Below are 15,647 nucleotides of genomic sequence, written 5' to 3' on the forward strand. Positions count from 1 at the left end.
CGCAGGAAGCCGCGTCGGGCCTGCCGGCGCAAGGCTCTCAGCCGAATTTCAGCGGTGCCGTCCCATCCTGCGGCCGCACCCAGTAGGTGTAGCGATAGGCTTCGCGCATCCCGAGCCCTGCATTCAGCGCAAGCGATGCAATGTTGGCCGCCGCCACCTGGCAGAACAGCCACTCGGCGCCCTGCCCGCGCGCCCAGTCGGCCGCTGCGCGAACGGCTCGCGCCGCAAGCCCCCGTCGTCGAAACTCAGGCCGCACCGCCAGGTCGAAGTAGCCGGCCAGCGGTCCCGCCGCGACGACGGAAGCGACAGCCATCGCCGCACCATTCTCGCGCAGCGTGATCCAGGCACCCGGCACGGTTAGCAACGGTGCCGTTCCCTGCTTCTCCTCGCGGCGCCGAGGCCCCTGGTGCTCAGCGGTCGCAGTGACCGCCATCCAGTCGGCATCCGGCGCGGAACGCGATTCGGCCGCCGCGTCCGGCACGGCGATGGTGCCGATCGGCGCGACGAGCACCGCCGTTTCATCTTTCGCGACATAGCCCCGTGACGCCAGCAGCTCGACGAGCCCGGGCGGATCGAGCGGTGTCGACCGGAAGCGCACCGGCAAGCCGAGCGCGGCATAGCGCGCCTCGATCCGCGCAACCCGCTCCGGGAGCGCCGCATCGGGAGCCGGATCCAGCGAGGAAGCCGCATTGGCGCGCCCCGTGCCGCCGACGAACGCGCGCAATACGAAGGGCCCGTCGAAGCCGTTGCGCGGCGCGGGAACGGCGGTCAGCGTCGCCCGTTCGAGCGACAGCACGTCCGGCGGCATCAAGGCTGCAACCCGAGCCGGCCGATCAGCATCTCCTCCATCCTTGTCGATTCCGCCAGGAAGGCGCCAAAGGCCGCGCCGTCGCGATAATCCTCGGTCATGTCCAGCCGTTCGAGCAGGCTGCGGAAGTTCTCGGTGTGCATGGTCGCGAGGATCGCCTCGCGGATCGCCGTGGTAATCTCGTCCGGCAGGCCCGGCGGGCCGACGATGCCGAAGGGCGTTGTCACCACGAGCCGATAGCCGAGGTCGCGCAGGGTCGGCACCTCAGGCCAGCGGCGGAGGCGCTGCGCGCTCCATACGTTCAGCCATACCGCCTCTCCGGCGGTGACGGCCTCCCCGATGCGCACGGGCCCGGCCAGCACGTCGATATCGCCGTCGGCCAAAGCGCGAGCGCCGTGCATGGCGCCGCGGAACGGCACATGCGCGACGTCGACCTGCTCGCGCAGCAACAGCCGCGCCATGGTGAGATGCGCCGTCGAGTTCATGCCAGAGGAGCCGTAGGATAATGTTCCTGGCTTCTCCCGGGCCTCCTGAATGAAGCTTCGCCAGCCATTGGGGAAGCGTCCGGTCTTGGCGATGCTGCCATAGGCGCTCCCGGCCACGCCGATGATGGGCGTCGTGTCGCGTGAGGCATCGAAGCCGAGATTGCCGAGCAGCGCCGAGCGGATCACCTGCACCGGCAACTGCGCCAGCAGCCGGCCATCCGGCCGCGCGCTCGCCAACCCCGCGATGGCGCGCACCCCCGCGGCGCTGGGCTTGTTATGGATGGTCACCGCCTGCCCGAGCCGGGCCGACATGCCCAGGGCGAGCACGCGCACGACATCGTCATTGGTGCCGCCCGCGGCGAACGGCACAATCAACGTAACCGGTCCGGCCGGCGCCCAGGCGGCGCGGGCCCTGGCCACGGTTGCGGACAGGGCGAGGGCCCCTGCCATGACGGCGCGGCGCGCAATCCCCGACATTCGCAGCCAATCTCCCCAGCACTGCGGTCAACGCGCGATTTTGCGCCAACCCCCGGCAGTGCGCCAGCATCCCACGGATGCAGACAAAGCAGGACAGCTCCCGTGATGGAAGCGGTCCGGCACGAGGCCCCGCCCACCGCGGCACCCTCGTAACCCCAACGACCGTGGTCCCGGCGGGTTGCCGGATGGTTTCGCCGCCTTGCGCCCCGCCGGCGCCGCAGGCACAGCTTCGTCATGCTGCGATCCGTCCTTACCGTCGGCGGCTGGACCATGGCGAGCCGGGTCCTCGGCTTTGCGCGCGACATGCTGATCGCGGCGCGGCTCGGGGCGGGGCCGGTGGCCGACGCCTTCTTCGTCGCCCTGAAGCTGCCCAACCTTTTCCGCCGCCTGTTCGGCGAGGGCGCCTTCAACGCCGCCTTCATTCCCGCCTTCGCCGGATCCCTGGTGAAGGAGAGCCGTGAGGCAGCGCAGGACCTGGCGGAGCGCATGGGCGCGCTGCTCGGCATCTGGCTCGGGCTGCTGACGGTGCTGGGGCTGATCTTCATGCCGCAGCTGCTGGTGGTACTGGCTCCGGGCTTCCAGGCCGATCCGGCGAAGTTCGAACTGGCCGTCGAGCTCACCCGCATCACCATGGGCTACCTGCCGCTGATCTGCCTGACGGCGCTGGTCTCGGGCGTGCTGAACGGGCTCGACCGCTTCGCCGCGGCCGCGGCCGCACCGGTATTCTTCAACCTGCTGCTGATGGCTGCGCTCGTCGGCCTGACGCCTTACGTCGCGACGCCCGGCCATGCACTCGCGTGGGGTGTTCTCGCTTCAGGCGTCGTCCAACTCGCCATGGTGTGGGTGGCGGCCCGGCAGGCCGGCATGATGCTGAACCTGCTGCGCCCGCCGGCGCTGACGCCGCCGGTGCGAAACGTTCTGCGGCGGATGGGGCCGGGGCTGCTGGGTGCCGGCGTCACGCAGATCAACCTTGCTGTCGATGTTATCATCGCCTCCCTGCTGCCGTCCGGTGCCGTGTCCTTCCTCTATTATGCGGACCGCGTGGCGCAGCTTCCGCTTGGCGTCGTGGGCGCCGCACTCGGCACGGCGATGCTGCCGTTGCTGTCGCGCCAGCTCCGCGCCGGTCATACTCTGGCGGCGCACCGTTCGATGAACCGCGGCACGGAACTCGCGCTGCTGCTGACCCTGCCCTCCGCCGTGGGGCTGGCCGCCGCCGCGGATCCGATCGTCGCCGCCCTGTTCCAGCGCGGGGCCTTCGGCGCCGAGGCCGCGGCGGCGAGTGCGGCGGCCCTGGTCGCCTACGCGTTCGGCCTGCCGGCCTTCGTGCTGGTGAAGGTTTTCGCCCCCGGCTTCTTCGCGCGTGGCGATACCTCCGCGCCGGTGAAGATCGGCGTCACGGCCGTCGCGTTGAATCTCGCGCTGAACCTGCTGTTCATGAACTGGCTGGCGCATGTGGGCATCGCGCTCGCCACCGCCTGCGCGGCCTGGGTGAATGCCGGGCTGCTGGCATTTGTCCTGGCGCGGCGGGGGCACTTCGTCGCCGATCGCCGAGCACGGCGCGTCCTGCCGCGCATTGTGGCGGCAAGCGTGGTGATGGGGGCCGTGGTGGTCGGCATTGCAGCGCTGCTGCCGGGCACGGAAACGTCCGGCGGCCGCGTGCTGCAGGCCGTGCTGCTGATCGTGGCTGGCGCCGCGGCGTATGTGGGAGCCGGGGTGGCGTTGCGTGCGTTCAACCTGCGGGAGGTGCTCGGCATGCTGCGGCGGCGGCGAGCGTAGGCTCGCGGTGCAGGCCGCCTCCAACGCGACGCGCACCCCCGGTTGAGTCCGGCCCGCCCCGCGCCCATCTTCGGCGCATCATGAGCTCCTCACAAAACGATCCTCTCGGGTGGCACGGCACCACCATCCTGTGCGTGCGCAAGGATGGCCGCGTCGCCATGGCCGGTGACGGGCAGGTCTCGCTCGGCCAGACTGTCGTCAAGGGCAATGCGCGCAAGGTGCGCCGCATCGCCAATGGCCGTGTCCTCGCCGGCTTCGCGGGCGCGACGGCCGATGCCTTCACCCTTCTGGAACGCCTGGAAGCGAAGCTCGAACGCTTCCCGGACCAGCTTGAACGCGCCTGCGTCGAACTGGCGAAGGATTGGCGGACCGACCGTTATCTCCGCCGGCTCGAAGCCCTTCTCGCCGTCGCCGATGGCAAACGTTCCCTGCTGCTGACCGGCCAGGGCGACGTGCTTGAACCGGAAGATGCCATCATCGGTATCGGGTCGGGCGGCAACTACGCGTTGTCGGCCGCGCGCGCGCTGCTGCCGGTGGAAGGCATCGATGCGGAGGAGGTCTGCCGCCGCGCGATGAAGATCGCCGCCGACATCTGCGTGTACACGAACGGCAACATCGTTCTCGAGAGCCTGGACCCGCAAGCGTGATGCTGATCCAGAAGCGCGCCTTGCGCATCGCGGCCCGCCGCGATCCGGAAGCCCAAGGCGCGACCGCGCCCAACCCATCCGCAGCCGCCGGCGCCTACGCGCCTAGCGCGAAGCCGGCGAGTGCTGCCCGCCTGCCGTCCGAGGGCCAAAACCATGTCTGAAGCCGTCAACCTCAGCCCGCGCGAGATCGTCAGCGAACTCGACCGCCACATCGTCGGCCAGCAGGACGCGAAGCGCGCCGTTGCCATCGCGCTGCGCAACCGCTGGCGGCGCCAGCAGCTTCCGGAAGGGCTGCGCGAGGAAGTGGTGCCGAAGAACATCCTGATGATCGGCCCGACCGGCGTCGGCAAGACCGAGATCGCTCGGCGGCTCGCCAAGCTTGCCAATGCGCCGTTCCTGAAGGTCGAGGCGACGAAGTTCACCGAGGTCGGCTATGTCGGCCGCGACGTCGAATCGATCGTGCGCGACCTGGTCGAAGCCGCGATCACCATGGGTCGCGAACAGGCCCGCCGGACTGTGCAGGCCAAGGCCGAACTGAACGCCGAGGAGCGGCTGATCGCTGCCCTGGTGGGCGAGGCTGCCTCGGGCGAGACCAAGATGAAGTTCCGCCGCATGCTGCGCGCCGGCGAGATCGAGGATCGCGAGGTGGAGGTGCAGCTTGCCGATGCCGGCGGCGGCATGCCGATCGGCATGGTGGACCTGCCGGGCCAGCAGGGCGTGCAGTTCCAGAACATGCAGGAAATGCTCGGCAAGATGTTCGGCAACCGCCAGAAGCCGCGCAAGATGACGGTGGCCGAGGCCCGCACCGCCCTGACGCGGGAGGAGGCGGACAAGCTGCTGGACCAGGACGCGCTGGTACGCGACGCCGTCCACAACGCCGAGAACAGCGGCATCGTCTTCCTCGACGAGATCGACAAGGTCTGCGCCCGCACCGGCGAGGGCGGTTTCCGCGGCGGTGATGTCTCGCGTGAGGGCGTGCAGCGCGACCTGCTGCCTCTCATCGAAGGCACCACCGTCACAACGAAGCATGGGCCGGTAAAGACGGACCACATCCTGTTCATCGCCTCCGGCGCTTTCCACCTTGCGAAGCCGTCCGACCTGCTGCCGGAATTGCAGGGCCGCCTGCCGATCCGTGTGGAACTCGCCGCGCTGACCCGCGACGATTTCCGGCGCATCCTGCGTGAGCCCGAGCATTCCTTGCTGAAGCAGTACACCGCGCTGCTCGGCACCGAAGGCGTGTCGCTCGACTTCGCCGACGATGCGGTGGATGCGCTGGCGGACCTCGCGGCGGAGATCAATGCGAGCGTCGAGAACATCGGTGCGCGGCGATTGGCGACGGTGCTGGAGCGGCTGCTGGAGGAGGTGTCCTTCACCGCTTCCGACCGCGGGGGCGAGACCGTGCGGGTGGACAGCGCCATGGTGCTCGGCAAGGTGGCGCCGCTGGCGGGCAGCGCGGATCTGTCGCGGTTCATTCTCTGACAGGCGGGCTCACGCCGCTGCCGGAGTTGGAGGGGCCTTGCGCGAAGGTTGGATCGGAGAGGGGCCCTGCCCCTCTCCGAGCCTCACCCCGCCAGGCCATGGATGGCCTGGACCGCCATGATTTGGCGCCGGGCGCGAAGCTCATTCTTCTGGTCCGAAAGCCCTTTCGTGCGCAGGGCCTGCGACGACCATGCTCCGACCCTGCGGGCACCGCGCCAGGTCAAGGTTTGCAAACGCCCTTCGGCCTTTGCGGGCCCCTTTCGCATTGCCGAGGCAATGTAAATGGGCACCCGTGCCGAAGGGGCAAAGCCCCTCGCTATCCTACCCGCCGGAACCGTGCGGCGAAGAATCCGTCCATCCCGCCTCGCGTCCCCCAGAAATCCGGCCGCGTCCGCAGGCATCCTGATGGCGTGATCGCCTCCGTCAGCCCCGCCAGTTCCTCCGTCCCGAACGGATCGTGCGCCAGGCCGAGCGTCGCCGCGCGCGCCAGATGCGCCTCCCCTTCCTCCGGCTGCAGGGAACAGGTCGCGAAGACGATCCGCCCCCCTGGCTTCAGCATCGCTGCCGCCGCGCCGAGCAGCCGCGACTGAGCTTCCGCCGCCGCCGGAACGTCGCGCGGGCGCTTCCCGTGCGCGACGTCGGGATGCCGGCGGATCGTGCCGGTCGCCGTGCAAGGTGCATCCAACAGGATGGCGTCGAAGGGTTCCGGCGCCGCCCAGGCTGCCGCATCTGCCTGCACGATGGTCGCCGGCAGCCGCAGCCGCGCGAGGTTCTCGGCCAGCCGCGCCACGCGCCCGGCATCGCGTTCCACCGCTGTCACTTCTGCCCCGGCGGCGGCGAGCTGCGCTGTCTTCCCGCCGGGCGCCGCGCAAAGGTCCGCGACGCGTTCCCCCACCTGCGGCTTCAGCAACAGCGCCGGTAGCGCGGCGGCCGCGTCCTGCACCCAGAACTGCCCCTCGGCGAAGCCGGGCAGATCCGTCACCCGTGTGCCGGCGGCGAAGCGCCAGGACCCGGTTGGCAGGACCTCCGCACCTTCCGGCGGTGTCGCGCCGGGTGCAGGCGTCAGGTCGAGCGGCGCGGGACCGCGATGCGCCTCCGCAATCGCCCGCACCGCGGGGCCATAGGCCGCGTGCCAGGCCGACCACAGCCAAGCGGGCGTATCCAGCCGGGGGGCATCCAGGCCCTCAAGCGCCGCCGGCCCTTCGGCCGCGACCTTGCGCAGCACCGCATTCACCAGGCCCGCGAAGGCCTTGGGCGCCAGGGCGACCGCGGTGGCCACGGCGGCATGCGGCGGCGTGTCCAACAGCAGCAGCTCCGCCGCGCCGATCCGCAGCGCATGGCGCGCCGGGGGCGGCGGGTCGCGCCGCAGGAAGGGACTCAGCACCTCGTCGATGCTGCCCAGCCGCCGCAGTACCGCCGCCGCGATGCGGTGCGCCGCCGCCCGATCCCGCGGGTCGAGCCGCTTCGGCAATTGTTCAAGCGCTTCCTCGAGCGGCCGGCGATGTTCCAGCGTCGCATCGAGCAGGTCGCGCGCGGCTTTGCGGGTGGGAAGTCCAGAAATCGGTGCCAAGGTTCTCGCGGGGTCCGGGGATGCCGAGGCTTCATGGCACCGCGCCCGTTTGCATGCTAGACGCCGCGCGCGATGCGCGCCGCTGCCTTCCTCGACCGGCTAACCGAGACGCGACGGCCGGTGCCGTGGCTCGTGCTGCTGTGCCTGCTGCTCTGGCTGCCGGGCTTCTTCACCATCCCCGCGGGGGACCGGGACGAATCCCGCTTCGCCCAGGCCAGCCGCCAGATGGTCGACTCCGGCGACTATGTCCGCATCCGGCTGGGGGAGGTCGAGCGCAACAAGAAGCCCGCCGGCATCCACTGGGCGCAGGCGGCGACGGTCCATGCGCTGGAAGCCGTGGGCGTCCCGGCGCGGGACCGGATCTGGGCCTATCGCCTGCCATCGTTGATCGGGGCGCTCATTGCGGTGCTGGCAACCTGCTTGCTCGGCCGGACGCTCGTCGGGCGGCGCGCCGCCTTCGTCGCGGCGGCGATGCTCGCGCCCTGCATGGTGCTGCTGGTCGAAACCCATATCGCCAAGACCGATGCGGCGCTGCTGGCGACCATCACCATCGCCATGGGGCTGATGGGCCGCGCCTATCTGACGCCGCAGGCCTTCACCACGGGCCAGGCGGCGGCATTCTGGGCGGTGCTCGGCATTGGCGTGCTGCTCAAGGGCCCGATAGCGCCCATGATCCCCTTGCTGGCGGGGTTGACGCTGGCGGTCATGGACCGCCCCACCGGCGCGCCCTGGTGGCGCCTCTCGGCCCCCTGGCTGCGGGCGTTGCAGGTCGGCTGGGGCATTCCGCTGATGGTGCTGTTCGCCGCCCCGTGGTTCGTCGCCATCGGCATCGCCACCGAGGGCCGCTTCTTCGCCGAGGCGATCGGCGGCGACATGCTCGACAAGGTCGGCTCGGGTGAGGAAGCTCATTGGGGCCCGCCCGGCATGTACGCCGCGATCTTCGGCATCACCGCCTTTCCCTCGGCCTGGATCGTGCTGCGCGCGCTGCCGGGCTCCTGGGCCGACCGGATGCAGGCGCCGGTGCGCTTCCTGCTCGCCTGGGCCGTGCCCACCTGGCTGCTGTTCGAGGCGGTGGCGACCAAGCTGCCGCACTACACCCTGCCGGCCTTCCCCGCGCTGATGCTGCTCGGCGCGCGCTGGGCGATGGACCCGCTGCGGCAGGCGCCGCCGCGGTGGTTGGACTGGCTGGCGGGGCTCGCCCTCGGCGGCGTGGCAATCGGCCTGCCGCTGGTGGCGGGCTATGCGGTGCTGCATGTGGAAGGGCGGGTCGAGCCCTTCGCGATCACTGGCCTCGCGGCAGGCGTCTTCATGACCTGGGCGCTGGTCCGCATGGGCCGCCGCGCGCAATGGGGGCGGGCGGCGCTTGCCGCCTCCATCTTGGTGGTGCCGCTCTTTGCCTCGGTGCTGGAAGGCGTGATCCCCCGGCTGCAGGCGGTGTGGCTCTCGCCGCGCCTCGCCGCGCAGGTCGCCGCCATGGCCCCCGGCCTGCCGGCGCGGGATTTCGGCGTGGTCGGCCACCACGAGCCATCCCTGCAATTCGCCATGGGGGGCGATATTCGCCTGCTGCGCGATGGCGCGGCGGCGGCGGAGTTCCTCGCCGGCGCGCCCGGCCGCATTGTCGCCGTGAACGACCGGCAGGAAGCCGCCTTCCGGCGCGCCGCGACGGATCGCGGGCTCGCGGTGCGGGAACTCGGCATCGTCAGCGGCCTGAACTACGTCCGCGGCCGCCAGGTCGCCATGTCCCTCTTCAAGGTCGAATAGATGTTCCAGTGGGTCACGGAGATGGTCGCCGCGGGCGGCCTGTGGGGCGTTTTCGCCCTGATGGTGCTGGAGAACCTGTTCCCGCCCATTCCGTCCGAGCTCATCATGGCGGCCTCCGGCTTCGCCGCCGCGCGCGGCCAGATGTCGCTTCCCTGGCTCATCGTCTTCGCCGTGGCCGGAACGGTCGTCGGCAATATCGTCTGGTACGAGCTCGGCCGCTGGCTCGGGGTCGAACGCTTCCGCCCCCTGGTCGCCCGTTACGGCAAGTGGTTCGCGGTGGAGGAGGAAGACCTCGACCGCGCCACGGGCCTGTTGCGCCGCTGGGGGCCTTTCGCCATCTGCATCGGGCGCATGTTCCCCGGCGTGCGGACGCTGATTTCCGTGCCGGCCGGCATGGTCGGGATCCGCCGTGGTGTCTTCTACCTCTGGACTGCCCTCGGTTCGGCGGTCTGGCTGACCTTCCTCGCCCTCGCCGGCTACTTTCTCGAGGAACACTACGACAAGGTCGAGGGCTGGGTTGAACCACTCGCCTGGGTCGTGGTGGGCGTGGCAGTAGGCGGCTACGCGGCGCACCTGATCTTCGCCTTTCGGCGCGCCCGTCGGCGCCGGCAGGGATGAGCCGGTCATTCCGCCCTTGACACGCCGCCGAACCCGGTGATCTAGAGCGCGTTCACGTTCCGGTGGATTCATCCGGACGTGCGAGAATGCTCTCAAACAGAAGGCTGGAGCGGGCGGCGCGCGCGCAAGCGAACGCAGCATGCTCAGGCGCCCCCGGGCCGATCCCAGCGAGCGAGCGCCAGCGACGGGGTGCGGCCGCGAAGCAGGAACGCATCGCGGATGCCGATTTCACCGCTCGTCTTCTCCACCCTGTCGCTGCCCGAGGCGGAGCAGTATGAGGCGTGGCGCACCTATTTCAGGCCGGTTTTCGACCTGTGCCCGAGCGGTGACGGGCCGACCAGGGGCTTCGAGGCGGAGAGCACCACCTGGGCGGCCGGCGGCGCCATCTTCGGGCACGTGCGGGCACCCAAGCTGCATTCGGTGCGTGACACCCGGCGCATCCGCCGCGACCCCACCGACCATTGGGTGATCGTCGTCGGCCGCCGCGAGACGCGCCTGACCCTGTCCGAGGGCGGCGTGCTGGTGCCCGCCGGTCGCAGCTTCGTCGTCTCCCTCGCGGACCCGATCGAGAGTGAGCGCGAGGCCGACGACCGCCTGCACCTCTATCTGCCGCGCGACCGTTTCGGCGCGCTCGCCCCGGAACTCGACCGGGTGCGGGGCGAGATGGTCGATGGCCCGCTCGGCCAACTCCTCGCCGACTACCTCCGCATGCTGGGTGACGCCCTGCCCGGCCTCGCGGCGCCCGAGCGCAACAAGCTTGGCACCGCCATCCAGGCCATGGTCGCTGCCTGCGTCGCCCCCACCGCTGAGCGCCTGTCCGATACCGGCGGCCAGATCGACCTGACCCGGCTGGAGCGTGTCCGCCAGGTGATCCGCCGGCGCCTGCATTCCGCCACCCTGACCCCTGCCGCCCTGTGCCGCGAAGTGGGCATGTCGCGGTCCCAGCTCTACCGGCTGCTGGAAGGCGAGGGTGGCGTGATCCGCTACATCCAGCGCCACCGGCTGCGCGCGGTCCATGCCGCGCTGTCCAACCCCGCGGAGGAACGGCCGATCTCGCTGCTGGCGGAAGCCTGCGGCTTCTACGAGCCGTCGACGTTCAGCCGCACCTTCCGCCGGGAGTTCGGCGTGACGCCGAGCGACCTGCGCGCGGCATCCCGCGCCGGCGAAGCGCCGGGGGGAACCTGGAAGCCGAGCATGGGAGCGGATTTCCGGTCGTTGAGCGACTGCCTGCGGGCGTTCTGAGGCGGGATTCGAGTGGGATCCAGCCCTTCGAACCACCTGCGGGCTTGGACCGGCGGCCTGACGGCCGACGCGACGCCCAGAACGGCCTCCGCCACTCGATCCGACACATACGCACCGCGCCAGTAGTGGTTTCCAAAGGCCCTTCGGCCTTTGGTGGGGAGAGGTCCGGAGAGGGGCAAAGCCCCTTTCCGTGCTTTCCACGCTCACCCCAGCGTCGGCACCGCACCCGCCGCCAGCGAGAACGGCTTCAGCCGCTCCGCGATCACCCGTGCCACGGCTTCCACCGCGGCGCGGCGCGGGAAGGCCGTGCGCCATGCGATGCGCACTGTACGCGACACGCCGCGGCGCAGCGGCACCAGGGTGATCCCGGCATCCTGTGCGGCGCCGGCCGCGAGGCCGGGGATCAGCGTCGTCCCGTAGCCTGCGGCGACCATGTTGATCAGAGTGGCCAGCGAGGAGGCGCGCAGCGATCCGCCCTGGGGCCCCGCCAGGCCGCAGGCGGTGAGTGCCTGGTCGCGCAGGCAATGGCCGTCCGCGAGGACGAGCACATCCGGCGCGAGTTCCTCCTCGGAGATGCGGGTTCTGCCGGACAGCGCGTGGTCCGGCGGGAGCGCGGCGTGGAACGGCTCGGTGAACAGCGCCGTGGTGGCGATCTCCGCGCCCTCGGGTTCGGTCGCGATGATCGCGGCGTCCAGTTCATGCGCCCGCAGCCGGTCGAGCAGGACCGCCGTCACGTCTTCCCACGGTTCCAGTTCGAGGGCCGGCAACGCAGCCCGGAGGGGCCCGAAAATGAGGGGCAGGAGATAGGGGCCGAGTGTCGGGATGATGCCGATGCGCAGTTCTCCGCGCAGCGGGTCCATGGCGGCGCGGGCGACCGCGGCCATGGCGTCGGCCTCGGCGACGGCGACGCGGGCATGGGTGAGCAGCAGCTCGCAGACCGGGGTGGGGACCACCTGCTTGCTGTTACGCTCGAACAGCACGGTGCCGAGTTCGTGTTCCAGCTTGCGAAGCTGCACCGACAGGGTGGGCTGGCTGACGCGGCAGGCCTCCGCGGCGCGGCCGAAATGGCGGTACTCGGCAACGGCGAGCAGGTAGCGGAGGTCGCGCAGGTTCATGCGATCGGGCGTCTTCGGGGATGCTGCGGCGCGGCAGATGACCTGCCCGCCGCGACGATTGGCACCGTCTATCGACCCCTTCGCAACTTGTCACTTCCGCGATCGTCCGTGGGCTGCCTACGCTCCCTCCGATGGGTGGGGGAATGGCGGGCACGCGCAACGGTGGCCCGCTGGCTCCATTCGCTTCGCCAGCGACTGCATGGCCCCAGCCGCGCAGCGCCAGCCAGATGGAGAGAAACGATGGACGGACATGGTCAGAGCGGCGGCAAGTGCCCGGTGGCGCACGGGAGGCCGACGACGGCGCGCTTCTCCACCCGGTCGAACCGTGACTGGTGGCCGAATTCGCTGAATCTGCGGATGCTCAGCCAGCAGTCCTCCAAGTCCGACCCCATGGGTGCCGGCTTCGACTATGCCGAGGCTTTCAAGAAGCTCGACGTCGCGGCGCTGAAGAAGGACCTGGTTGCGCTGATGACGGTCAGCCAGGACTGGTGGCCGGCGGATTACGGGCATTACGGCCCGCTATTCGTGCGCATGTCCTGGCACGCGGCCGGCACCTATCGCACGGCGGACGGCCGCGGCGGGGGATCGACCGGCGCGCAGCGCTTCGCGCCCGAGAATTCGTGGCCCGACAACGCCAATCTCGACAAGGCGCGCCGCCTGCTGTGGCCGATCAAGCAGACGTACGGCAACAGCATCTCCTGGGCCGATCTGCTGGTTTTGACGGGCACCGTCGCGATGGAATCGATGGGGCTGAAGACCTTCGGCTTCGGCTTCGGCCGGCCCGACATCTGGGAACCGGAAGAAGACATCTACTGGGGCGCCGAGGATGTGTGGCTGGGCGACAAGCGCTACACCGGCGACCGCCAGCTGGAGAACCCGCTCGCCGCCGTGCAGATGGGCCTGATCTACGTGAACCCGGAAGGGCCGAACGGCACGCCGGACCCGCTCGCCTCCGGCCGCGACATCCGCGAGACCTTCTCGCGCATGGCGATGAACGATGAGGAGACGGTGGCGCTGACCGCCGGCGGCCACACCTTCGGCAAGTGCCACGGTGCCGGGGACGCGACGCTGGTCGGGCGCGAGCCGGAAGCCGGCGCCATCGAGCAGATGGGCCTCGGTTGGATCAGCACCTTCGCGTCCGGCAAGGCCGGCGATGCCATCACCAGCGGCATCGAGGGCGCCTGGACGCCGACGCCGACCAAGTGGGACGGCAGCTATTTCGAGATGCTGCTCGGCTTCGACTGGGAACTGACCAAGAGCCCGGCGGGCGCCAACCAGTGGAAGCCGAAGAACCCCGAGGCGCAGACCTTGGTGCCGGACGCGTTCGATCCGGCGAAGCGCCATCCGCCGATGATGACGACGGCGGACATGGCGATGAAGATGGACCCGGAATACCGGAAGATCTCCGAGCGCTTCCACCAGAACCCGGACCAGTTCCAGGACGCGTTCGCCCGCGCCTGGTTCAAGCTGACGCATCGCGACATGGGGCCGAAGGTCCGCTACCTCGGCCCGCTCGTCCCGGCCGAGGATCTGATCTGGCAGGACCCCGTGCCGGCTGCGACTGGCGCGCCGATCGGCGAAGCTGATGTCGCCAAGCTGAAGGCGGATATCCTCGCCACCGGCCTGTCGGTTTCGCAGCTCGTTTCGGCCGCCTGGGCCTCGGCCTCGACCTTCCGCGGGTCGGACCGCCGCGGTGGGGCGAATGGCGCCCGCATCCGCCTCGCCCCCCAAAAGGACTGGGAGGCCAATCAGCCGGCGCAGCTTGCCGAGGTGCTGGGCAAGCTCGAAGCCGTGCAGAAGGCGTTCAGCGCCGGCGGCAAACAGGTATCGCTCGCCGACCTGATCGTGCTGGGCGGTTCGGCCGCCATCGAGAAGGCGGCGAAGGATGCCGGTCACACCGTGACCGTGCCGTTCTCGCCAGGCCGGACGGATGCGACGGAGGAACAGACCGACGCCCATTCCTTCGCGCCGCTGGAGCCCGAGGCGGACGGGTTCCGCAACTACCGCAAGGCACGCTACACCGTCTCGGCCGAGGAGCAGCTGGTCGACAAGGCGCAGCTACTGACGCTGACGGCGCCCGAGATGACGGTGCTGGTCGGCGGGCTGCGCGTGCTCGGGGCGAATCATGGCGGCTCGACGCATGGCGTCTTCACGGCGCAGCCGGGCAACCTGACGAACGACTTCTTCGTCAACCTGCTCGACATGGGCACGGCCTGGACGCCGACGGACGAGACGGCGGAGGTCTTCGAAGGCCGCGACCGCGAGAGCGGCGCGGTGAAGTGGACCGGCACGCGCGTCGATCTGGTGTTCGGGTCGAACTCCCAACTCCGCGCGCTGGCGGAGGTTTACGCGCAGGCCGACAACGGGCCGAAGTTCATCAACGATTTCGTCGCGGCCTGGGCGAAGGTGATGAACGCGGATCGGTTCGACCTGCGCTGAGGGAGTCGGAGAGGGGCGCTGTCCCTCTCCGGCGCTCGCCGCCGCCAGGGTGCCCATTGACGTTGCGGAGCAACGCCGAAGGGCATCCATCGAGAGTCAGTACGAGGCGTCGGGTGCGGCGGGTACTCCCGCCCTCCAGGCGCGCAGGGGTATGGCCCCTGCTCACGGGGCGTGAGACCCCGAAGGGAGGAAGGCATGGGCAGCACCGCGGATATCGCGGCGCGGGAGGATGTGCGCCGGGCAGGCCTGTCCGCCGACGGCCCCTTGCCGCGCCTGCTGACGCTGCTGCGTATCGCCGAGGAGACGCATATCGACGCTGCCGATGCGCAGCGCATCGCCGCCGAGGGCGGCCTCGCCATCGGTCGCGCGGAGATCGCCGACCTTCTGGAGGCACTCGCCGGCCGCGGCCTGCTGGGGCGGGTTCCGACGATGGGCACGGCGCCGGTCTACGACAGCGTGGCGCATCCCCACTCCCACATGCTGGATGAGGCGACGGCGACGATGGTCGATCTGGACGTCTCGCCCGAGACGCTGTCCGCCATCATCCGCCAAGCGATCGCCGATCAGCCGGGGCGGGTGGACGTGCTGCTTCGGATCCGGGCGCCGCAGCCGGCACCGGCCGCGACGCCGCGCAAGGCCGGGCGGCCGCGGCTGACGGCACGGTGATACAGCATGCCGCCCGGGCTTTCCGCTGACGCGGCGCGTTCGTCGGCCGCACGGCCGCGGAGCAGCTCGCGCGCGGATGCCCTTAGGGCAGCATCGCCGCGATTTCCGGGGCGATCCGGTCCGGCGGAACCTGCGGCGCATAGCGGCGGACGGATTGCCGCGCCGGATCGACGAGGAATTTGGTGAAGTTCCATTTGATCGCCTGCGTGCGCAGCAGGCCCGGCGCCGCCGCCTTCAGCGCGCGGAACAGTGGGTGGGCATTCCGGCCATTCACCTCGACCTTGGCGAAAAGGTCGAAGGTGACGCCGAAGCGGGTGTCGCAGAAGCCGCGGATCGTAGCCTCGTCTCCCGGCTCCTGCGCGCCGAACTGGTTGCAGGGAAAGCCGAGGACGGAGAGGCCGCGCGGCGCGTAGCGACGATGCAGCGCCTCCAGCCCGTCGTATTGTGGGGTAAAGCCGCAGCGACTGGCGACGTTGACGACCAACAGGGCGCGGCCGGCGTAGTCCGACAGGGCGATGCGGCGGCCGTCGATGGTCACGGCCTCGATGTCGTCGATGCTCATGG

General features: G+C 70.4%; 13 protein-coding genes. 8 read left to right on the forward strand and 5 right to left on the reverse strand.

Features of this window, described 5'->3' with window-relative positions; translation table 11 throughout:
• Positions 1-37: 37 nt before the first annotated feature.
• Both GXW78_RS05655 and GXW78_RS05660 read right to left on the reverse strand, forming a co-directional pair.
• Positions 38-808 (reverse strand): GNAT family N-acetyltransferase, encoded by a 771-nt coding sequence (locus tag GXW78_RS05655; RefSeq protein ID WP_211867104.1) that lies wholly within the window; start codon positions 806-808, stop codon positions 38-40.
• The gene (locus GXW78_RS05660) at positions 808-1,743 is read right to left on the reverse strand and encodes a Bug family tripartite tricarboxylate transporter substrate binding protein (RefSeq protein ID WP_211866857.1); all 936 of its coding nucleotides are present in this window, start codon (positions 1,741-1,743) and stop codon (positions 808-810) included. Before GXW78_RS05660 ends, GXW78_RS05655 begins: the two co-directional genes overlap by 1 nt.
• A gap of 261 nt (positions 1,744-2,004) precedes the next feature.
• Here GXW78_RS05660 and murJ point away from each other — a divergent pair, with 261 nt between their 5' ends.
• The 3 genes from murJ to hslU all read left to right on the forward strand — a co-directional run bounded on the left by murJ (position 2,005) and on the right by hslU (position 5,672).
• Entirely contained in the window at positions 2,005-3,546 is a 1,542-nt protein-coding gene (gene murJ / locus GXW78_RS05665; protein WP_211866859.1) for a murein biosynthesis integral membrane protein MurJ, read from the forward strand.
• An 80-nt stretch (positions 3,547-3,626) separates the two neighbouring features.
• On the forward strand, positions 3,627-4,193 hold the full coding sequence (gene hslV, locus GXW78_RS05670; protein ID WP_211866861.1) for an ATP-dependent protease subunit HslV: 567 nt from the start codon (positions 3,627-3,629) through the stop codon (positions 4,191-4,193).
• A 153-nt stretch (positions 4,194-4,346) separates the two neighbouring features.
• Positions 4,347-5,672 carry an ATP-dependent protease ATPase subunit HslU gene (gene hslU / locus GXW78_RS05675; protein ID WP_211866863.1) on the forward strand — a complete coding sequence of 442 codons (1,326 nt, stop codon included), beginning with the start codon at positions 4,347-4,349 and terminating at the stop codon, positions 5,670-5,672.
• A 316-nt stretch (positions 5,673-5,988) separates the two neighbouring features.
• Here hslU and GXW78_RS05680 read toward each other — a convergent pair whose 3' ends face one another.
• Positions 5,989-7,242, reverse strand: a complete 1,254-nt coding sequence (locus tag GXW78_RS05680; RefSeq protein WP_246521900.1) for an RsmB/NOP family class I SAM-dependent RNA methyltransferase — start codon at positions 7,240-7,242, stop codon at positions 5,989-5,991.
• Between the two features lie 72 nt (positions 7,243-7,314).
• Between GXW78_RS05680 and GXW78_RS05685 the strand changes: the two genes are divergently transcribed.
• The 3 genes from GXW78_RS05685 to GXW78_RS05695 all read left to right on the forward strand — a co-directional run bounded on the left by GXW78_RS05685 (position 7,315) and on the right by GXW78_RS05695 (position 10,863).
• A complete protein-coding gene (locus GXW78_RS05685; protein WP_211866865.1) occupies positions 7,315-9,003 on the forward strand; it encodes a glycosyltransferase family 39 protein in 1,689 nt (562 codons plus the stop codon).
• On the forward strand, positions 9,004-9,621 hold the full coding sequence (locus GXW78_RS05690; RefSeq protein WP_211866867.1) for a DedA family protein: 618 nt from the start codon (positions 9,004-9,006) through the stop codon (positions 9,619-9,621). It abuts the gene before it with no gap.
• 219 nt (positions 9,622-9,840) lie between these two features.
• Positions 9,841-10,863, forward strand: coding sequence for a helix-turn-helix domain-containing protein (locus GXW78_RS05695; protein ID WP_211866869.1), 1,023 nt, complete (start codon positions 9,841-9,843; stop codon positions 10,861-10,863).
• A 203-nt stretch (positions 10,864-11,066) separates the two neighbouring features.
• Here GXW78_RS05695 and GXW78_RS05700 read toward each other — a convergent pair whose 3' ends face one another.
• Positions 11,067-11,978 (reverse strand): LysR substrate-binding domain-containing protein, encoded by a 912-nt coding sequence (locus tag GXW78_RS05700; protein WP_211866871.1) that lies wholly within the window; start codon positions 11,976-11,978, stop codon positions 11,067-11,069.
• Between the two features lie 240 nt (positions 11,979-12,218).
• Here GXW78_RS05700 and katG point away from each other — a divergent pair, with 240 nt between their 5' ends.
• Together katG and GXW78_RS05710 are read left to right on the forward strand one after the other, a co-directional pair.
• Entirely contained in the window at positions 12,219-14,417 is a 2,199-nt protein-coding gene (gene katG / locus GXW78_RS05705; RefSeq protein WP_211866873.1) for a catalase/peroxidase HPI, read from the forward strand.
• 195 nt (positions 14,418-14,612) lie between these two features.
• Complete coding sequence (locus tag GXW78_RS05710) at positions 14,613-15,083, forward strand: hypothetical protein (protein WP_211866875.1); 471 nt, start codon at positions 14,613-14,615, stop codon at positions 15,081-15,083.
• A gap of 82 nt (positions 15,084-15,165) precedes the next feature.
• Here GXW78_RS05710 and GXW78_RS05715 read toward each other — a convergent pair whose 3' ends face one another.
• On the reverse strand, positions 15,166-15,645 hold the full coding sequence (locus GXW78_RS05715) for a glutathione peroxidase (RefSeq protein ID WP_211866877.1): 480 nt from the start codon (positions 15,643-15,645) through the stop codon (positions 15,166-15,168).
• Between the last annotated feature and the right edge of the window lie 2 nt (positions 15,646-15,647).

The sequence above is a fragment of the Neoroseomonas terrae genome, from assembly GCF_018129025.1.
Taxonomy (GTDB): domain Bacteria; phylum Pseudomonadota; class Alphaproteobacteria; order Acetobacterales; family Acetobacteraceae; genus Neoroseomonas; species Neoroseomonas terrae.

What these genes read in the sequence shown, in the direction of transcription:
- GXW78_RS05695 (WP_211866869.1), top strand. Translation starts at nt 9,841, where the DNA reads ATGCCGATTTCACCGCTCGTCTTCTCCACCCTGTCGCTGCCCGAGGCG.
- GXW78_RS05710 (WP_211866875.1), top strand. Translation starts at nt 14,613, where the DNA reads ATGGGCAGCACCGCGGATATCGCGGCGCGGGAGGATGTGCGCCGGGCA.
- katG (WP_211866873.1), top strand. Translation starts at nt 12,219, where the DNA reads ATGGACGGACATGGTCAGAGCGGCGGCAAGTGCCCGGTGGCGCACGGG.
- GXW78_RS05700 (WP_211866871.1), bottom strand. Translation starts at nt 11,978, where the DNA reads ATGAACCTGCGCGACCTCCGCTACCTGCTCGCCGTTGCCGAGTACCGC.
- GXW78_RS05685 (WP_211866865.1), top strand. Translation starts at nt 7,315, where the DNA reads ATGCGCGCCGCTGCCTTCCTCGACCGGCTAACCGAGACGCGACGGCCG.
- hslU (WP_211866863.1), top strand. Translation starts at nt 4,347, where the DNA reads ATGTCTGAAGCCGTCAACCTCAGCCCGCGCGAGATCGTCAGCGAACTC.
- GXW78_RS05655 (WP_211867104.1), bottom strand. Translation starts at nt 808, where the DNA reads ATGCCGCCGGACGTGCTGTCGCTCGAACGGGCGACGCTGACCGCCGTT.
- hslV (WP_211866861.1), top strand. Translation starts at nt 3,627, where the DNA reads ATGAGCTCCTCACAAAACGATCCTCTCGGGTGGCACGGCACCACCATC.
- murJ (WP_211866859.1), top strand. Translation starts at nt 2,005, where the DNA reads ATGCTGCGATCCGTCCTTACCGTCGGCGGCTGGACCATGGCGAGCCGG.
- GXW78_RS05660 (WP_211866857.1), bottom strand. Translation starts at nt 1,743, where the DNA reads ATGGCAGGGGCCCTCGCCCTGTCCGCAACCGTGGCCAGGGCCCGCGCC.
- GXW78_RS05715 (WP_211866877.1), bottom strand. Translation starts at nt 15,645, where the DNA reads ATGAGCATCGACGACATCGAGGCCGTGACCATCGACGGCCGCCGCATC.
- GXW78_RS05690 (WP_211866867.1), top strand. Translation starts at nt 9,004, where the DNA reads ATGTTCCAGTGGGTCACGGAGATGGTCGCCGCGGGCGGCCTGTGGGGC.